The sequence below is a fragment of the Lampropedia aestuarii genome (assembly GCF_004803635.1).
GTDB lineage: Bacteria > Pseudomonadota > Gammaproteobacteria > Burkholderiales > Burkholderiaceae_C > Lampropedia > Lampropedia aestuarii.
This window is the reverse complement of record NZ_SSWX01000003.1, coordinates 12,842-30,938: the sequence shown is the minus strand read 5'-3', so window position 1 is coordinate 30,938 and position 18,097 is coordinate 12,842. Positions and strand designations below refer to the sequence as shown.

General features: G+C 56.7%; 16 protein-coding genes. 9 read left to right on the top strand and 7 right to left on the bottom strand.

The genetic code is table 11. The annotated features are described in order from the left end of the window. Positions 1-77: 77 nt before the first annotated feature. The 3 genes from rsmA to E8K88_RS02895 all read right to left on the bottom strand — a co-directional run bounded on the left by rsmA (position 78) and on the right by E8K88_RS02895 (position 4,929). Positions 78-845, bottom strand: a complete 768-nt coding sequence (gene rsmA / locus E8K88_RS02905) for a 16S rRNA (adenine(1518)-N(6)/adenine(1519)-N(6))-dimethyltransferase RsmA (protein WP_136405159.1) — start codon at positions 843-845, stop codon at positions 78-80. Between the two features lie 53 nt (positions 846-898). Continuing rightward, positions 899-2,362: a peptidylprolyl isomerase gene (locus tag E8K88_RS02900; RefSeq protein WP_136405158.1), complete on the bottom strand. Its 1,464-nt coding sequence runs from the start codon at positions 2,360-2,362 to the stop codon at positions 899-901. Between the two features lie 176 nt (positions 2,363-2,538). Then, complete coding sequence (locus E8K88_RS02895) at positions 2,539-4,929, bottom strand: LPS-assembly protein LptD (protein ID WP_136405157.1); 2,391 nt, start codon at positions 4,927-4,929, stop codon at positions 2,539-2,541. Positions 4,930-5,305: 376 nt separating this feature from the next. On the opposite strand from E8K88_RS02895, the gene E8K88_RS02890 reads away from it, so the two are divergent. The 6 genes from E8K88_RS02890 to E8K88_RS02865 all read left to right on the top strand — a co-directional run bounded on the left by E8K88_RS02890 (position 5,306) and on the right by E8K88_RS02865 (position 11,237). Continuing rightward, positions 5,306-6,388 (top strand): aminoglycoside phosphotransferase family protein, encoded by a 1,083-nt coding sequence (locus E8K88_RS02890; protein ID WP_136405156.1) that lies wholly within the window; start codon positions 5,306-5,308, stop codon positions 6,386-6,388. An 85-nt stretch (positions 6,389-6,473) separates the two neighbouring features. Next, positions 6,474-7,259, top strand: coding sequence for a 16S rRNA (uracil(1498)-N(3))-methyltransferase (locus tag E8K88_RS02885; RefSeq protein WP_136405343.1), 786 nt, complete (start codon positions 6,474-6,476; stop codon positions 7,257-7,259). A 37-nt stretch (positions 7,260-7,296) separates the two neighbouring features. Continuing rightward, a complete protein-coding gene (locus tag E8K88_RS02880) occupies positions 7,297-8,151 on the top strand; it encodes a uroporphyrinogen-III synthase (protein WP_168797230.1) in 855 nt (284 codons plus the stop codon). Positions 8,152-8,509: 358 nt separating this feature from the next. Continuing rightward, positions 8,510-9,706 carry a uroporphyrinogen-III C-methyltransferase gene (locus tag E8K88_RS02875; protein ID WP_136405154.1) on the top strand — a complete coding sequence of 399 codons (1,197 nt, stop codon included), beginning with the start codon at positions 8,510-8,512 and terminating at the stop codon, positions 9,704-9,706. 1 nt (position 9,707) lies between these two features. Then, positions 9,708-10,211, top strand: coding sequence for a heme biosynthesis HemY N-terminal domain-containing protein (locus tag E8K88_RS02870; RefSeq protein ID WP_136405153.1), 504 nt, complete (start codon positions 9,708-9,710; stop codon positions 10,209-10,211). Between the two features lie 318 nt (positions 10,212-10,529). Continuing rightward, entirely contained in the window at positions 10,530-11,237 is a 708-nt protein-coding gene (locus tag E8K88_RS02865; protein WP_136405152.1) for a protein-L-isoaspartate O-methyltransferase family protein, read from the top strand. 326 nt (positions 11,238-11,563) lie between these two features. Here the strand turns inward: E8K88_RS02865 and E8K88_RS02860 are convergent, their stop codons facing one another. Next, positions 11,564-12,349 carry a type III pantothenate kinase gene (locus tag E8K88_RS02860; protein ID WP_136405151.1) on the bottom strand — a complete coding sequence of 262 codons (786 nt, stop codon included), beginning with the start codon at positions 12,347-12,349 and terminating at the stop codon, positions 11,564-11,566. 120 nt (positions 12,350-12,469) lie between these two features. Here E8K88_RS02860 and lysM point away from each other — a divergent pair, with 120 nt between their 5' ends. Continuing rightward, the gene (lysM, locus tag E8K88_RS02855; RefSeq protein WP_136405150.1) at positions 12,470-12,958 is read left to right on the top strand and encodes a peptidoglycan-binding protein LysM; all 489 of its coding nucleotides are present in this window, start codon (positions 12,470-12,472) and stop codon (positions 12,956-12,958) included. A 130-nt stretch (positions 12,959-13,088) separates the two neighbouring features. Here the strand turns inward: lysM and E8K88_RS02850 are convergent, their stop codons facing one another. The 3 genes from E8K88_RS02850 to E8K88_RS02840 form a co-directional block, all read right to left on the bottom strand. Then, on the bottom strand, positions 13,089-13,502 hold the full coding sequence (locus E8K88_RS02850) for a rhodanese-like domain-containing protein (protein ID WP_136405149.1): 414 nt from the start codon (positions 13,500-13,502) through the stop codon (positions 13,089-13,091). A gap of 129 nt (positions 13,503-13,631) precedes the next feature. Continuing rightward, positions 13,632-14,393 carry a M48 family metalloprotease gene (locus E8K88_RS02845; RefSeq protein WP_136405342.1) on the bottom strand — a complete coding sequence of 254 codons (762 nt, stop codon included), beginning with the start codon at positions 14,391-14,393 and terminating at the stop codon, positions 13,632-13,634. Between the two features lie 321 nt (positions 14,394-14,714). Beyond that, entirely contained in the window at positions 14,715-15,242 is a 528-nt protein-coding gene (locus E8K88_RS02840; protein ID WP_136405148.1) for a GNAT family N-acetyltransferase, read from the bottom strand. A gap of 445 nt (positions 15,243-15,687) precedes the next feature. On the opposite strand from E8K88_RS02840, the gene E8K88_RS02835 reads away from it, so the two are divergent. Continuing rightward, on the top strand, positions 15,688-16,488 hold the full coding sequence (locus E8K88_RS02835; protein ID WP_136405147.1) for an ABC transporter permease: 801 nt from the start codon (positions 15,688-15,690) through the stop codon (positions 16,486-16,488). Between the two features lie 89 nt (positions 16,489-16,577). Further along, the gene (locus E8K88_RS02830) at positions 16,578-17,825 is read left to right on the top strand and encodes an ABC transporter ATP-binding protein (RefSeq protein ID WP_240754303.1); all 1,248 of its coding nucleotides are present in this window, start codon (positions 16,578-16,580) and stop codon (positions 17,823-17,825) included. Positions 17,826-18,097 lie beyond the last annotated feature (272 nt).

Here is an 18,097-nt window from a genome sequence, read left to right as displayed (position 1 = left end):
TGTATGACGCTTCTCTGTTTGCGCCTTCGGATCGGCGCATCAACAGGGCCTTGCAGCCGCCCTGCTCACCCGGCGCATCAAACGCCGTGCACGGCTTTGACCAAGGCGACGTACTCGTCCACCGGAATTTCTTCGGCCCTGCGCTGCACGTCAAAATCGCCATTAAAGCCTTTTTCATCCAGCCATTTGCCCAGCGTATGGCGCACCAGTTTGCGTTTCTGGCTGAATGCGACCTTGACCAACTCTTCCAGCAATGGCTGCGGCACCTGGACCCATTCGGTCAGGGGCACCATGCGCACGACCGAGCTCATGACCTTGGGTGGCGGATCAAAGGCCTCAGGGGGCACATCCAGCATCCGCTCCATCGCATAACGCCACTGCATCATCACCGAAATGCGGCCAAACGCCGAGGTCGCAGGCTTGGCCAGCAAACGGTCAATGACCTCTTTTTGCAGCATGAAGTGGTGGTCTTGCACCACATCGATCGCATCCAACAAATGGAACAACAGGGGCGAGGAGATGTTGTAGGGCAAGTTGCCGACAACGCGCAGGCGCTGCCCACCCAAGCTGGCTGACAGCTGCCTGAAATCAACGTTGAGCACATCGCTGGCAATCACATTGAGTTTGGGGTTCGCCTGCAGGCGCACGACCAGATCACGGTCGAGCTCAATCACGGTCAAACGGTCCAAGTGCTCAAGCAACGGCTTGGTCAAGGCCGCCATGCCAGGGCCAATCTCTACGACCGGTTCGCCCTGCTTGGGGTTAATGGCCGCGACAATGTCGTGAATGACCGAGCCATCGACCAGAAAGTTCTGGCCGAAGCGTTTACGAGGAATATGACGCACGAAACTGTCCTGTTAAAAGCCCATAGATACCGGTAGACACACGCTCAAAAGCCTTACTGGCCATTCGGGTCACGCATTTCAATGAAGGCGCGCGCGCGCAGGCCTTCAAGCCATTTGGTGTATTCTGCTTCCACTTTGGCTTCACGGGCTTCATTGCGCACCAGCTCACGCTGCTCGCGCTGGGTCATTTTGTGCTGTCTGCGGTCCAGCAATTGGATCAGGTGCAAGCCAAAGCGCGAGACCACTGGCTGGCTCACATCGCCCGGCTGCAGCTCATCGAGTGCTTCCTGGAACTCAGGCACGAACATGCCTGGACCGGCCCACCCCAAGTCACCACCGTCTTTGGCGCTGCCATCTTGCGAGTACTGGCGAGCCAGCTCGGCAAAATCCTCTCCACCGCGCACCACACGGTCACGGATCTCCAGCAGCATATTGCCTGCTTCCTGCGCCGAGCGACCTGATGCGCCAGAAATCAAGATATGGCGTGCATGGTTTTGCACCACCATACCGGCACCACCCTCTTGGCGCTCCAGCACTTTCAAAATATGGTAGCCCGCACCCGAGCGCACCGGCCCGACCACTTCACCAACGGCCTTGCCCTGGACCGAGCTGAGGAACAGCTCCGGGTATTGGCTCTCAGGGCGCAAGCCCAGCTCACCGCCACGGCTGGCTTCGTTGGCTTGCGAGTATTTTCTGGCCACTTCCGCAAAATCTGCACCGGCTGCCAGCTCCTGCGCTGCCGCATCAATACGCGCTTTCAACTGCGCTTGCTCTTCAGACGATGCGTTTTCAGGCACGATCACCAGGACATGGCCAAGATTGAGCGCTTCAGGAACCACCTGACCTTGGTCGATCGGGTGCTCACGCAAATAGCGGTCGAGTTCCTGGTCTGACACGCGCACCTGGGCTTCCACCGCTCGCTCACGAATGCGCATCAGCGTCAGCTGGTTGCGCATTTGGCGGCGAAACTGCTCACGACTGACCCCCGAAGCGGCCAACTCTTGGTACATGGTGCCGATGCTGACGTTGTTGCGTTCTGCCACATTGGCCTCAGCCTGGTCGAGCGTGAAGTCATCGATCGTCTGATTCATCTCTTTGGCTTCGATCAATTGCAGGCGCTCGGCAATCAGCACATCCAACACCTCTTGGCGCAAGCGCTGCTCGCTGATCGACTGGCCTTGCTGCGCAAAATATTCGCGCGCTGGCACCATGCGGTTTTGCAATTCCACATTGGTAATCGGCTCTGAATTGACCAGCGCCACAATGAAGTCGGCTTGCCGAGAGCTGCCTTGGCCCAACGAAGATGCCGTGGCGTTCGTGACCGCATCTTGCAAATTATTCGGATAGCTGCCCGAGCTGCTGCCAGTTGAGCCCGACAGACCTCCGCCGCTGGTGCCCGGCAAACGCAAACCTTGCGCATGTGCAGCCAAGGGCAGCAACACCACTGCAGAGCTCAGACAAGCCATGGCAATCAAACGCTTGCTGTGTGTAGAGGATTTTTTGAAAAAAGAGGTCATTTTGGGACGAAGGATAAACACAGTCGAGCCAGGCTCGACGCATAGATCTCACAATATACAACTTGCACGATACTAGCGGGCCAGCTTCGGCGCCAGCCGCAAGCACACATTGTGCACTGACTGACTGCCAGCCAGGTTTTGAGAATACCTGATAGAGCCAGCTTGGTCGCTAGGGATTAATCATACTGATTGAAGCGGCTTGAAGGCTCCGGCACGGCCGGGCTGATTTCCTGGTAATAAGGCACGTTGGTGCGCAACGTATTCAAAGGGTTAGAGCCCACATTGATACTGGAGAGTCCGGTCAGCTCGAGCTGGAACAAAATACGGGTATTGGAGCTGTTCCAACTGTTTTGCAAGCGCTCCAGGACCACGCGCCCAGTCCAGCAGCAGGCACTGTACTCAACACCGATGATGGTGTCGACCAGCTTTTTGTCTTGCATGCTGTAGTTCAAGCGGCCCACGCTGTACCAACGGTTGGCGCCATTGCTGCTTGGGCTGGCCTGCCACAGATCAGAAATGGGCCACTGCCAACCCATTTCGACCTGTTTGCTGGCATCGCGTTTCATGCGGTAGCCGGCACTGAGCACTTTGAAGTCACCGGGCTTGTAGTGGCCATTCAAGGTATAGCGCACCGTGCGTCGCTGGTCATGGTCGTACTGGACCACACCGCTGGTTGCCCATCGCTGCGTCCAGTTGACCGAGCCGCCGAGCAAAATATCGGACAGCCCTTTGTCCAGCGGCTCGACACCAGGTGCGGTCACACGCTGGTCATTGAAGCGCAGCCGTTGGGCAATCGAGGCCCTGGCCAGCTCAGCGCCGTTGTCGGCACTAATCAAGCGACTGGTCAAGCCCAAGGTCAACAGGTTGTTGTCGGCGATGCGGTCCTGGCCCACGTATGAATTGGGCGAATAAATGCTGGCAAAGGTAAAGTCCAGCTCACCGGTGTCATACATCGGCAGCATGCTTTGGTTTTTGTACGGCGTATAAGTGTAGAACGCCCTGGGCTCCAGCGTTTGCTGCAGGTTGCGGCCCAGCAAGTTCGTATCCCGCTCAAACACCAGACCAGAGTCTAGGCTGAAGGTAGGCAGCACACGTGAGTAGGTCTTGTATCCATCAGTCAACCTGCTGGAGCTGAAGTTGTAGTAACTGGCATGCAACTCGACGGCTGGCGTCAGAAAACCTTGCGGCGCAAGCATAGGCCTGCTCAGCTTGGCCAATGCATAGGAGCGCGTGCCATCAGTGAGCAAATTGGCAAACTCGCTATCGGCCCGGAAACTGGTGGTATCCATTTCAAAACTGAAATCGAAGCCGCCTTTGACATTCCAGGGCGTGTAGCTGGCGTGCAGCTGAGGCAACATGTCATAGGGCGGCAAGATGATCGAGTCAACGTCCTGCAGTGTCTGCCACTTCAGCGCACGCATGTACACTGTCCAATCATCCTGACCCCAGCTGGCATTGAGGTTGCTGGGCAGCAATCGGTCGGCCAGACCGTAGGAGCTGCGAGGGAAATCACGCCAGTAGTTGTTATCGCCCACACGATTGATGCTGGCATCCCAATTGATCGCCCCCACCGGTGTCTGCGAGATTTGGCGGTGGCGCAAAGCGGCGCTCCAGCGGTCTTTCTTGCGCAAGCTGTCACTGGGCATATAACGGCCCATCACCTCACCGCTGTAGTTTTCCTCCAGGTAGCGGAACTTGCCATCCAGATCAATGCCGCGGCGCGCCATCAAGGTGGGGGTGATGGTCGCATCGCGGTTGGGCGCAATGCTCCAGTAATACGGCTGCGAATACTGAAAGCCTGAGACGCTGTCAAGACCAATGGTGGGCGGCAAAAAGCCGGATTTGCGGGCATCTGACAATGGAAAGCTCAAATACGGCACGGGAAATACCGGGATGCCCATGAACTCCAGCGCGCCATTGCGTGCCACGCCCACATCAGCGACACGGTCAATCGTCATCTCTTTGGCACGAATACGCCATGCGGGGGTCCAGTTCGGGTCGCTGTCGACTCGTTGGCAGGTGGTGTAGTCGCCCTCGTGCACGATGTAGCGGTTGCGGTCGAGGAAGTCAACACGCTCGGCCTCGCCATGCGCACGGGTGGCGCCCAGCATGTATTTCACTTGCTCAAACGTGCCTTTATAGGTATCGATATTGAGCTGCAATTGCTGGCCACGGTACTGGTCGGCATCGCTGTGGATGATGACATTGCCAGTGGCTTGCGCCTCGCTGGTTTGCGGCTCGTACGTCAACTCGTCCGCGCGGATCGCCGTAGCAGCGCGGCGCAGACGGGCATCGCCCCTGACACGCACGCGCGTGTCTTGCTGCCCATCCATCTCATCGCCGCTGAGGTAGATCGGGCTTTGCTCGGCTTGAGCAGCCGGAATCTGCTCTTGCAGTGCACTGCTGGACTGCAGCACCAAAGGGCCATTCCAGTCGGCCGCTGCCGCTGTGCTTTGGGCCCACAGTGGCTGGGATGCTGCAGAAGCCATCAAACACAGCATGGCCGATTGCGCTATTTGCGACAAACGCTGCGACGCAAAGGCTCGGGGTCGTTTCACAAAATCCATGTTCTTTTCATCAAAATCTGCCGTCCAGCAATGGCTGCACCGCAAACATACAGTATGGTGTTGACGCTACAGGCGCTATTGGCAAGCCTGCCCATGCCGCCTGCGCTCATATTGGCATGTATGTGCCTGTCTGAGTACGCCAGCGATTGGGCATGTGCCGCCAATTGGTCTGCGCCTTGGCACGCAGCTGCCATCTCTTGCGAAGCCGCTGACCCCCACTGGCATGCCCCAATCATTTATTCAATCGGCGCATATTATCAGGTTCGCCTTTGCCATCATTTGTAAAATGAGGCCAAAACACCGGCCCGACCTCCATTGCCTGCCTTAGAACACGTACTCCAGGCTTCACTTTTCCGTTTCTTGCTCTCACATTTCTATGACAACCATCCAATGGGCCGAGCCTGCGCGCCAAGTCCTTTTTGAGCAATGGCTCACTGCCATTGCAGGCGACCAGCAACTGGCCACCAGCAGCTTGCAGCTGGCCTCCTCTGATGCCAGCTTTAGACGCTACTTTCGCATCCAAACCACGACAGGCCAGTCGCGCATCATCATGGATGCACCGCCCGAGAAAGAGCCCCTTGGCCCGTTCATGCATGTCGCACAACTGCTGCATGAAGCCGGCATTCCCACCCCCAGGCTGCTGCAAAGCGATGTGGACAATGGTTTTTTACTGATGGACGATTTGGGCCAGCAGACCGTGCTGCAATACTTGGCACCCGAATACAGCACCAAAGAAGCCTATCCGCTGATGCTGCAAAGCGTGGATTGGCTGGTTCAAATGCAAATGCGCACCCGCGCCGATGTGCCAGCCTATGACCATGCGGTGCTGATGCGTGAGATGCAGTTATTCCCAGAGTGGTACTTGGGCCGCTACCGCCAAGCCACACTCAGCGACAGCCAGCAACAGACCTTACACAAGACTTTTGAGTTGATCGCGGCCAACAACCTTGCCGCGCCACAGGTGTTTGTGCACCGCGACTACATGCTGCGCAATCTGATGGTGACACCAGCTGACGCGGCAGGCGCTGCCCAGATCAGTGGCGTACTGGATTTCCAAGACGCGTTGCACGGCCCCATCACCTACGACCTGGCCAGCCTGTTGCGTGACGCCTTCCACAGCTGGGAAGAAGATTTTCTGCTGGATATTGCCGTGCGCTATTGGGAAAAGGCCCGCAAAGCCGGCCTGCTGGCCAGCGCGCCAGAGCTAGAGGCAGACTTTGGTGAGTTTTACCGCGCCGTTGAATGGATGGGCTTGCAGCGCCACCTCAAAGTAGCCGGTATTTTTGCGCGCTTGACGCTGCGCGATGGCAAGGCCAAATATTTGGAAGACACGCCTAGATTCCTGCACTATATTCGCAGCACCGCCAGCCGCTACCGCGAACTGTTCCCGATGCTGCGCCTGATTGACGCGCTGGAGAACACCCAAAAAACCGAAGCTTTCTCGTTCGGTAGACTCTGAGTCTCTGTGCTGCAGCGGCCTGATCAACTGGCCAGCTGCACTGCACACATTCAGCCACAATGGATTTTTTGAGCCCCGCTTGTTTATGGCCCTTGCGCGCATCCACTTCCCCCACCCCTTAAGCCTGGGTTGTGAAATCGACCTGCCTGCGGCTGCCAGCCGACACATTCAGGTGCTGCGCATGCAGCCTGGTGAAAGCGTCTGCCTGTTTCCTGGCGGCGAAACGCACACCAACTGCGAATGGCAAGCAGAAATTCTTGCAATGGGCCGCCAAATCGTGCGCGTGCGCATTACCGACGTACAAACCCATAACCGCGAAATCGAAACACGCGTGCACTTGGTGGTGGCCATGCCCACCAATGAGCGCATGGACTGGCTGGTGGAGAAAGTCACCGAACTGGGTGTCTACAGCATCAGCCCGGTCATGACCGAGCGCAGTGTGCTGCGCCTCAAAGGTGAACGCGCGGACAAAAAGCGCGAGCATTGGCAGGCCATTGCCGCAGCAGCGTGCGAACAATCGGGCCGCAACACCTTGCCATTGGTGCATCCGGTGCGCACGCTGACAGACTTCCTCAAAGCCAAGGCATACCAAACGCTGATTCCTGCCAACGCCCAGCCAAGCAGCCTGCCTGCACTCCAATGCGTCCTGAGCCTGAGCAGCGGCACACAGACACTGCGCAATAGGCTACAGGGCGCAGTTGGCACCCGCGATGTCTGCTTTGCCTCAGGACCTGAAGGCGGTCTGGCCCAGGCAGAAGAACAAGCCTTGATGGAGCACGGCTTTGCGCCCACCACGCTAGGCCGCCGTGTGCTGCGGGCCGAAACCGCCCCTTTGGCGGCATTGGCGCATATTGCGCTGTCAGAGTCCTGACGCGCCGCCACCAACGCCCCACTTGACAGGTGCTGCATTGATCCCTCCCCGCCCTCCGCTAATCCTAACGCGCCCGCCTGCCCAGGCCTTGCACTGGGCCCAGGCGCTGGACGAGTTAGGCGTACCCACTCTGGCCCTGCCATTGATGGCGATTGAAGCCAAGTGCGACCCAGCCACCTTGCAAGCGAAAGAGGCCATCGTTGCGCGATTGGCGCACTACCACGCCATCATGCATGTCAGCCCCAATGCCGTGCAGTATTTCTGGGACCTTACAGCCCAACGGGCATGGCAAGAAGCCAGCGCAGCAGGCCAGGCACCACGGCTGTGGTCGCCCGGGCCAGGCACCACGCGCAGTCTGCTGGCACTGGGCTTTGCCCAAGACACCATTGACCAGCCTGACCTTGCACGCAGCAGCCAGTTTGACTCCGAAGCGCTGTGGCACACGGTGCACACGCAAATCAGCGGCGGCGCGCGCGTGCTGATCGTGCGTGGCAGCACGCACGGCGCCCTCCCAAACGCCGTGCAATCACCAGATGCAGGCCTCGAAGGCAACGGCCGCCTATGGCTGAGCCGCACACTGCAACAGCACGGTGCCGTGGTCGAGCTGTTGTCCGTCTATGAACGCAGAGCGCCGGCGTGGCAGACCTCACACCTCACAATAGTCGACCTGGCTGCACAAGGCGCGTGCATCTGGCTGTTCAATAGCTCGGAAGCGGTCGAGCAACTCACCGAGCGCTTTCCAAAGCACAACTGGCGCTCACACAGCGCAATTGCCACACACCCGCGCATTGGCCAGACCCTGCTCGACAAAGGCTTTGCCAAGGTGTTGCACTGCCTGCCCACGCCTGAAGCGCTGGCACAAACATGGACGGCGGCCATCCAATCGCTATGAGCGTTTTTACAATCTTTTTACAGACAGCCTTAAAACGCCTCTTTTTTGCACCTAGCGCGACGGCGAAAAGATCGAAAACAGGTTCTACGTCCAGGCTTTTGGCTGCTGCGCAACACAGCATAGCGCTTGATGCGGCTCTCTCTGCCTATTCACAGCCGATGGGCGGCGCTGGGCCGCAATACATGCCACAATAAGCCCACATCAGCCTCATTCGCGCTAACACCGCACAGCCATAACGCCTTCCAAGCCAACTGCGTGCTTGGCGCTTCACCAGCCATTAAGACGCTTTGACGTGACTCCTGAAGAAAGTCCTCCACCTCAACCGCTGCACCAAATCATCGCCAATTGGCGCCGCCCCATGCTGTTTCCGATTTGGGGTGCCTGGTTGCTGGTGGCCATTGCCGTGCTTGGCTTTTTGCTGGCCTATTCGCAATGGCAGCGACTCAACAACATCCAAACGCAGTTGATCACCCAGACTGCCGCCATTCAGGCTCAGGCCATTGAGGCCAAAACCCAATCCGCGCAGGCGCATGACCTTGCCCGTGATGCGGTCACCCGCTCCAGCCTGAGTGAGGCACGCGTGAATGAATACACCCTGCAGCGCTCACACATTGAACAAATGGCTTTCGAGCTCTCACGCACGCGTGATGAAACCATGCTGATCGACATGGAGGCCTCGCTGCGACTGGCCCAGCAGCAAGCCCAGCTGACCGGTTTGGCTGGCCCGCTGATTGCAGCGCTGCGCAACGCATCGCAACGCATTGATCGCACTGAGCAACCGCGCCTGAACCCCATTGTCAACGCAATTGAGAAAGACCTGTCTCGCCTGACCAGTAACGCCGTGACGGACACAGCAGGACTGCTGGGACGCATTGACACCCTGCTGCTGCAGCTCGATCAAATCCCCCTGGCCAATGCGGTCGGACTCGACAGCGCAACAGGGCTGCCATTCAGCGCCGTGCAACAGCCCCAGAGTGCCCCCGTTGATGACACCAACATAGCCACTGCCGCCCAGCAAGAGCCGGGCCTAGTCCCTACGCCAGCAAGCGCAGACGCGCCTTCCAGCACTTTCGACCTTGAGCAAGAAGCGAGCGAAGACGCCAGCATCTCTAAAGGCTGGTTCAGCGCCTTGTTTGACAATATGGCCGGCCTGGTGCGCGTGCAACGCATCGACTACCCCGAAGCCGCACTGCTGAGCGCTGAGCAGGCATTTTTCCTGCGCGAAAACATGCGCTTGCAGCTGATGAATGCGCGCATGGGCCTGTTGGCGCGCCAATCGGCGTCGGCCCGCACGGACTTGGCCGCAGCCCAGGGATTGCTCAGAAAGTACTTTGATGTCTCTTCACCGCGCACGCAACATGCGCTGCGTACGCTGAACCAACTGCAAAACCATATTTTGGTGGTAGAGGCTCCTGCCATTACTGAGACGCTCAATGCCATCGCCGCCAGCCGCGCGCCACGTACACCGAGCAACCGGCCGCTGCCTGAGGCCAGCGCAGCCCTCGACGGCAACGAGCCCCTGACCACGGACACCCCCCACCAGGAGCAACCGTGATATGCGCAGTGCGTTGTGGATTCTCATTCTGTTTGCTGCAGCGGTAGCTGCCGCCTTATTCCTCAATAGCAACCGGGCGACCATCACCCTGTTTTGGCAGCCCTATCGCATGGACATGTCACTGAACCTGTTTTTGCTTCTCCTGGTGACTGCCTTTGCGGCTTGCGCGCTGGTCATTTATGCACTGACCAGCGTCTGGCGCATGCCGACTGAGGCCAAAATCTGGCGTGAATACCGCCACGACGTGGCCGCGCACCAAAGCCTGGTGCGAACTGTTGAAGCGCTCTCACAAGGCGATTGGCAAGAGGCTGAAGAAGAGGCACTGCGGCTGCAGCAATTGAGCCAAACCGCCTTATCGCAAGAGCACCACCCAGCCCATGCACACACGGCCAAAGAAACGCAAGAACACCAGCGCCTATTGGCCTTGTCGTATTGGTTAGAAAAAGAATCCAGGCGTGCCAAGCGCGAATCGCGACTCGACATCGACTCTGAATCACTTAGCTAAGCCATTGACAGTGTTGGTATTTCCTCTCAATCACAGGGCTGCCATGGTGCGCTTGCACCAAGCCTGTGAAACCCCGTAAGCAACAACATATCGCATTCTTGGGCTCTGGTATCGCACAAGCGCTCCAACACGCTCTAAAATGCGAGGTTGATCTGGAGCCGGATGGGGCAGTTTGCCCAATGACTGGCTTACAGCTCAGCACAAGACTTCAGCCAAACCGCAAGCTAGGGGCTGTTTGCAAATCAAAAGCTGCGCCCGAGTCAGATCGGGCCAGGGCTTTGATTCACAGACACGGACACCCAGCCCCAGGAGAATACGATGACATTGCCTTTGAACCGTTTGCAAGATTTCCCCCATCCAGAAGATGTTGCCCGCTTCAATATGATTGAGCAGCAAATTCGCCCATGGAATGTAGACGACAGCGTCGTGCTCTCCACCTTGGCACGCGTCAAACGTGAGCATTTTGTGCCCGAAGCCTACAAAAGTCTGGCTTTCACGGACGTGGAAATTCCATTGGTCGCTGAGCACGAACTCCTGAGCCGCCCAGATGCCTATATGGTGTCGCCAAAAATCGAGGCACGCACACTCAATGACCTCAAAGTCCAAGCCCATGAACGGGTGCTGGAAATTGGCGCTGGCTCAGGCTACATGGCCGCACTGCTTGGCGCTTTGGGCAAAGAAGTCGTGTCTCTGGAAATTGCCCCTGACCTGGCCAAGCTGGCCCAAGCCAACCTGAGCCGCGCATCGGTGCGCAATGTCTCTGTCGTCCAAGCCAATGGCGCCACCGACATTCCCACAGGCGGCTTTGATGTGATTGTGCTCAGCGGCTCAGTCGTTGAAGTACCCCCCGCTTTGCTGGCTGCCCTGAACGAAGGCGGTCGTTTGATGGCCTGTGTCGGCCAAGAGCCTGTGATGCGCATGACCCTGATCAAGAAGGTCCAAGGTAAATTCCAAGTCACCACACCTTGGGACTTCAATTTGCCACGGCTGCAAGGCTTCCCTGAACCTAGCGCGTTTGAGTTTTAAACTCCAGACACACGGGCGGTGCTTTCAACAAAAGCCCCAGCCCTGCAACGCACAATCAACTCAACAAAAAAACTGCAATAGGTGCACATGCACCAACTTGCAGTTTTTTTGTTATCTGCCAGCAAGCCAACGGCTCACCAACAGCCCTTAAAGACTTGTTTGACATCTTCGTGCAATCGCGCAAGGCACAAAAAAAGAGGCGCTACAAGGCGCCTGTTGCGGCTCAGACAGCAATATGCGTATTACGTGCAAGGCCGCGCAATGCGCTTTGTGGGGCCTTGCCTTTAGGGCTGCAACGCGTCTGCGTGGAGATGATGAACAGACTCTTAAAAACTGCTGGCTACTTGCAGTTGCGATTTTTCCTGGGCCAAAGCCAACAAGCCATCAAATATCAGGCTGTCAACCAACTCAAAAGGCCGGGTCATGCTGGGCGCCATCTTCCAGCCAGCGCCGCCAGTCATGATGCATGCTGGTGCCTGACCGGTGCGCTGCTGCAAATGCTGAATCATGCGTTCAACGGCCCCAGCAATCGCATAAGTGCCGCCGCTGGTGAGCGCATCGCTGGTATTGGTGGGAAATGGCTTGACCTCACCAGTTGGCACATGCAGACCAGCGGTGCCCGACTCCAGCGCCCTGAGCATAATGCCGTGGCCAGGCAAAATCAGCCCTCCCAGAAAATTGCCATCCGCATCTATGGCCTCGACGGTCACCGCAGTGCCCACCATCACCACAATCAAGGGCCTGCGATCACCTTTGGCCAATAAGCGGTTTCTTGCTCCAATCATCGCCACCCAGCGGTCTGAGCCAAGGCGGCCGGGATAGTCATACCCATTAGTCAGGCCTGCCGCTTGCCGAGCCGAGCTGACCCACAAGGGTTCAACATCCCATATTTCCAATTGCTCAACCACCCTATTGCGCACGGCATCGGCCGCGACTGCACAACCCAGCATCATGCTGGGTGCAGGCAAGCCAGCCCAATGGTTTTCAGACAAGCGGTCGATATGGTCTAAAAACTCCACACCCTGAGCAATCAAGCGCGCATTCCAGCGAGGCTGGCTGTACAGCGCCCACTTCAAACGGGTATTGCCAATATCAATAGCAAGAAAAGTCATCTGAGGATTTTGATCTCTTATATCCAGCATCACTTGATGCTTTTTACTGCCACATGCAGCTACACTTAGCCTCGGGCAGCGCCATCTCGGGGCTGCATTGTCACTCACAAGGAGCTAAATATGGGTCTCTTCAGTTTCATCAAGGACGCCGGCGAAAAACTTTTTGGCGGTAAAGCAGCCGAGGCCGCTGAAAACACAGCGGCAGCTCCCCAACAAGAAGCACTGGATGCGACAGCAGCCAAAGCCATTGCTGCCTACATTGCCACGCAGGGGCTCAATGTAAGTGATATTGAGGTACTCTTCAATGGCACGACAGGCACCGTAACAGTCAAAGGGGTTGCCAATACGCAGCAAGATCTGGAAAAAGTCACACTGTGCTGCGGCAACGTCGCCAATGTCAATGCCGTGGACAACCAGATGAGCGTGACCAATCCAGAGCCAGAAGCCCAATACCACGACGTGGTGCGCGGCGACACTCTCTCGGCCATTGCCAAAAAATACTACGGCGATGCCAACAAATACCCAGTCATTTTTGAGGCCAACAAGCCAATGCTCTCACATCCGGACAAAATTTATCCAGGTCAGAAGTTGCGCATTCCTGTGCTGTAAGTCAGCGTACAGCGGTACTGCACTGCAAAAAGGCATTCTAAGAGCATATTCTCAGAATGCCTTTTTGCCATTTGAAACCTGTATTCTCTTCCAGGGCATGGGATCGTTCGCCAAGCTGCCCGACAGGGACTCAACTCTGTCGCCAGGGCAGGCCGTGCTTGCGCCAACCACCTAGCTGGCCTCGGTGCCCGTTCTGGTCTGCATCGCCTTCAAACCCTTCGAGAATGTTGTAAGCCTCAAGCCCCAGTTCATGGGCACGCACGGCCGCAATGACCGAGCGCACGCCGCTGCGGCACAAAAACAGCAGCTTCTTGCCCGGCTTGGCCTGGGCCAAGGCCTGCAGTTGCACATCAAAATCGGGGTTTAAGGCCATCGTGGGCCACTGCTTCAGAGCAATCACCACAGCCCCAGGCACTTCACCGACCCAGGCCCGTTCGGCATCGGTGCGCACATCCACCACCACCGCATCACCAGCCTCAACCCATTGCCAGGCCAATGGCGGCAAGACATCGCCTGCGTAAGTTTTTGTGTTTACATCATTCATACCCATGCGCTCCAGTGCATACACCACCAAAGCGCAGCGGGCTCGCCTTGCTGATGCAATCATGAAAAATTCGCACCATCTTACAGAGACTGGCTGCGGCGTGTGCAGTTCTGCGCCAAGCCCACGCAGTTATTTGGCCTGATTCAAGCGGTTTTGCAGATTTTGCACACGCTTTTCAGACGGTGGGTGCGAGCTCAGCAGTGACTCAACTGTGCTTGACTTGCCGCTCAAATCCGCCATTTTCTGAAAGCCTGTGACCAAGCCTTTGCGCTCGAGCTTGAGTCGGGTAAGCAAATCAAACGAGTAGTTATCAGCGGCCGTCTCTTGGCTTTGCGAGAACTGGGCATTGATAAAAGCCTCGCCCAACTCGCCCGCAGCCGAATTAGACAGGGTTGCAGCCGCCGCATTGCCACTGGCAGCGGCCGCTTGGCGCACCGCCGATGACGCATAGGTAGTGCGCATCGAAGCAGTCGAGTGGCCCAGCGCTACGTGGCCCAACTCATGGCCGATCACACCACGCACTTCATCGTCGTTCATCAAGTCCATCAAACCCGAATACACGCGCACACAGCCGTTGTCCATCGCCCAGGCATTCACGTCCTTGGTCAAATACACTTTGTAGCTGATTGGCTGGCCATCAACCTCTTTAGGCAAAGGCGCGATGATTTTGGCCAGTCGTGTGGCGTAAGGGCTATTGCTGGCGGCCACACGGTTTTGCCCATCCAGAGCCTGGCACGATTGACCCGACATTTGTACCACATCCGCCTTGGTCAAAGTCGCGGCCTTCAAAGCTGAGCTGCCTGCGCCCAGCATGCTCTCATTGAACTCACAACCTGCCAATAAGCCAACAGCGGCACAGGTAGCTGTCAACACCATTAAGCGTGCATTCATTTTCTTCATTGCGATCCTCTCCATCTGGTAATCAATAATAGTTGCAAGGCGGCCCACGCTACTCCCGCACTGACAGTGCGATCGTACGGGCCAAGGCTGCATCCTCCATGCAACCTTGCCCAGCGCCGTTGGACAGTGTAAAAACTCGCAACGCAGGCAGGCAAGTCAAAAATGAAACAAACGTGAACAATGAATAAGGGTTTGGGTCCAGGCAGGCCAACAGATGTGCATGAACAGGCAGAAAAAAACCGCTGATCTCAGCGGTTTAAAATCTGTTATCGACAGGCAGCTAGCTGCCATGAACTCACCGTATCGGCTGGTTCAGCGTCCTGTTGTCAAAGAGCGCTTGACACGAATTTCTTCAAATTTCATGCCGCCAATCGTGGCGGTCTTGGCGCTGCTGATCTCGCGCTCAAAACCTGCCGTTTCATGGAACTTCAACGCACGTTCATTTTGCACAGGCACCCAGGCAGTGACATTGGTGCAACCTTCTTCATGCAGACCTTCACGTGCCGCATCCCATAAGGCCGCGCCTACGCCTTTATTCCAGTGGTTGGGCGCAATATAAATTGCCCAGATTTCGCCGGTGGTAGGACGTGTTTTTTCGTCACGTGAGCGATCAAAGCCAACAAAGCCCACAATTTTGTCTTGCTCAATCGCGACTTTGACTTGTGGCTCACAAAATTCAATGGCTTCGCGCCAGTAGGCCACACGCTTTTCGACACTGACTGACTTCAGGTGTTCATCAGGCACCAGGCCTTTGTAGGCGGCCTGGACAGCGGAAGTATGAATTTGGGCGATGGCTTTGGCGTCACGCAAAGTAGCAGCACGAACCTGAATAGTCGACATAATGATAACTAGGGGAAACGATGAATTTGAAAAACGGCGTATTCTGCACCCAAGCTGGGGTAAATATCAAGGGGTAGTAAGGCTTGACAGACGAAACTAAACGTCATTATTCATCGCGACTTGCGCAGTTTCTTTTTTTGAGCAAGCCTTGTGCACAGATACACATTCGCATTCGCTGACAAAGCAGATGGCCCAAAACCGAGACAAAACCGCTAAACTGCTCGGCTTTGCGCGCTGACACAATCGCCACTGTTTGGACCGTCCTTTCAGCGCCTGGTGGCCAAAGTGCCAAACTGAGCTTGCTGGACTGCGATGCAAGCACTATTGGCATGGCCATGCGCAGCAAACGCTTTTTCACCAACAAGCTCAACACAAAGCCCACTGCGTTTGTCGCCGCCCTGCTCCAAATAAAAAACGCCCTTGCTGTGCGAGGGCAGCTAGCAACATGAAACAACTTTCATCAGATATTGCCGTACTGATTCGCATGCGGGCCTTGTTAGTCGTGCTGACGCGGCGTGAACTCAATGCCCGTTTTGCTGGCTCCATCGGGGGCATTATTTGGGCCTGGATTCAACCGGCGCTGACGATTGCCAGCTATTACGTGGTGTTCGACCTGGTGTTTGCGATGCGCTTGGGCGAGCATGCCCCAGCCGAGCGCGTGGGCACCTTTTTGATTGTGGGCATGATTGCGTGGATGGCGTTCGCCGAGATGACACAACGCGGCATGAATAGCCTGGTCGATGTGGGCGGCTTACTGCAAAAAAACCCCTTGCCACCGGCCTTGTTTCCGGCGCGCTCAATTCTTGCTACAGCCACCGTGTTCTTTCCACTGTTTATCCTGGTGACCGTGGCCTATTGGCCGATGCACCACGGCTCACTGGCGATTGTCGCCATGCTGCCGCTGTTATTGCTGCAAACCATGACCGCCTGGTTGCTCGCGTATTTGCTGGCCATCTTGATGGCTGCGCTCAGGGATGTGGCACAAATTGTCGCCTTTGTGTTTTCAGTGGGGGTGTTTGCTGCGCCTATCCTGTTTCCTTTGACAATGTTCCCCGAACGCTGGCGCTGGGTACTCTGGCTCAATCCAATCACCCCCTACGTGCTGAGCTACCAAAACATCTTGCTCAATGGACAGTGGCCCAGCCCCTCAAGCTGGCTTGCCATCGCCTGCACGATGGCAGTCATTGCCGTCATTTTGAATATTGTCATCGGCCGCAGCCGTGACCAACTGGTGGACTGGCTATGAGCGACGCATCTACAGACACCACAGTGCCCAACCCCGCAGCCTGCCAGACCGCGCTGCATGCGCAAGAAGTCGTGCTGCGCGCAGACGCAATGGGCAAGGAATACAAGCTCTATGGCTCTTCAGGACAACGCTTCAAAGCCCTGCTGACAGGGCGCAACTACCACCGCAGCCACTGGGCTTTGCGCGATGTGACATTCGAGCTGCGCCGCGGCCAGTGCATTGGCGTCATTGGCGACAACGGCGCAGGCAAAAGCACCTTGTTGAAGTTGCTGGCAGGCACTCTACAGCCTTCAGTCGGCCGCCTGCATCGGGTTGGCCGCGTGACGGCTATTTTGGAGCTTGGAGCAGGTTTTCACCCCGACTTCACCGGCCGTGAAAATCTGTATTTTGCTGGCAATATGATTGGTATCCAGAGCGCGCAGATGGCGGAGCTGGAGGACGAGATTGTGGCGTTTGCCGGCCTTGGCGATGCGATGAACCGCGCGGTCAAGACATACTCCTCGGGCATGGTGGTGCGCCTGGCGTTTGCCTTGATGACGGCGATTCAACCGGATGTACTGATTGTTGACGAAGCCTTGGCCGTCGGCGATCAGCCGTTCCAGAAAAAATGTGTGGAGCGCATCACGGCATTCAAGGAAAACGGCTGCACCATTTTGTTCTGCTCACACAGCCCCTACCACATCCGAACACTGTGTGACAGCGCTATGTGGTTGCACAAAGGCCAGATTGAAGAATTTGGCGATACCGAACAAGTCTTGGGAGCCTACCTGACTCACACCCGGATTTTGCTGCAAGAGCAAGAGCAGCAAGCCTTGGGCGAGGCCGAGCAGGAGCTGCAAGATGCCAAGCAGATCGACACGGCCAAAGAGTCTGCATTTACTGCTGCGTCTGCTGCTGCGCCAGCGAGCCAAACAAACCGCGAGGCCGACACCGCCCACATCATCAGTGTAGAAGTCGCCAATTTGGTGCACGACAAAGAGGACCAGCCTCCGCTGCTCGACAGCCGCGACCTGGTAGTCACCATCACCGCACGCGGCAATGGCCTGGAGCGCCCCAATATCGGCTTCATGATCGAGCAATCCAAAGGCGTGGGCATTACCTCCTTGGCAACCCATGAAGAAAATACGGGCCCGACGCAGTTGGAAGACGGCTCCTGGCAGTCGGTGCTGACTTTTGCGGATTTTTCTCTGCATAGTGGTCAGTACGTGATCAGCGCCTTCTTATTCGACGAAAGCGGTCTGGTCGTCTATGACGAATGGCTGCGCTTTAAGCACCTGCGCTTTCTCAACCCCACACTCATGCCCGGTCTGGTCAAACTACCGCACACATGGGCTTAGAACGTGTTTACGATCTTTTCACAGTCGCGCAAGGCACAAAAAAGAGGCAGTGCAAGGCGCCTGTTGCAGCTCATACGTCTGTATGAGCAAAACGGGCAACGCCGCAATGCGCTTTTTTGTGCCTTGCCCTTCGGGTTGGAGCCCAAAAGGCGCACCGCTTTGTTAAAAATCCTCGCCGGGCAGATAGCCCGACTGCGGTTTTTGCCGCGCGTTGCCTCCTTTTGGGCTCCAACGCGGTCTGCGAAAAAATCGTAAACACGTTCTTAAACACA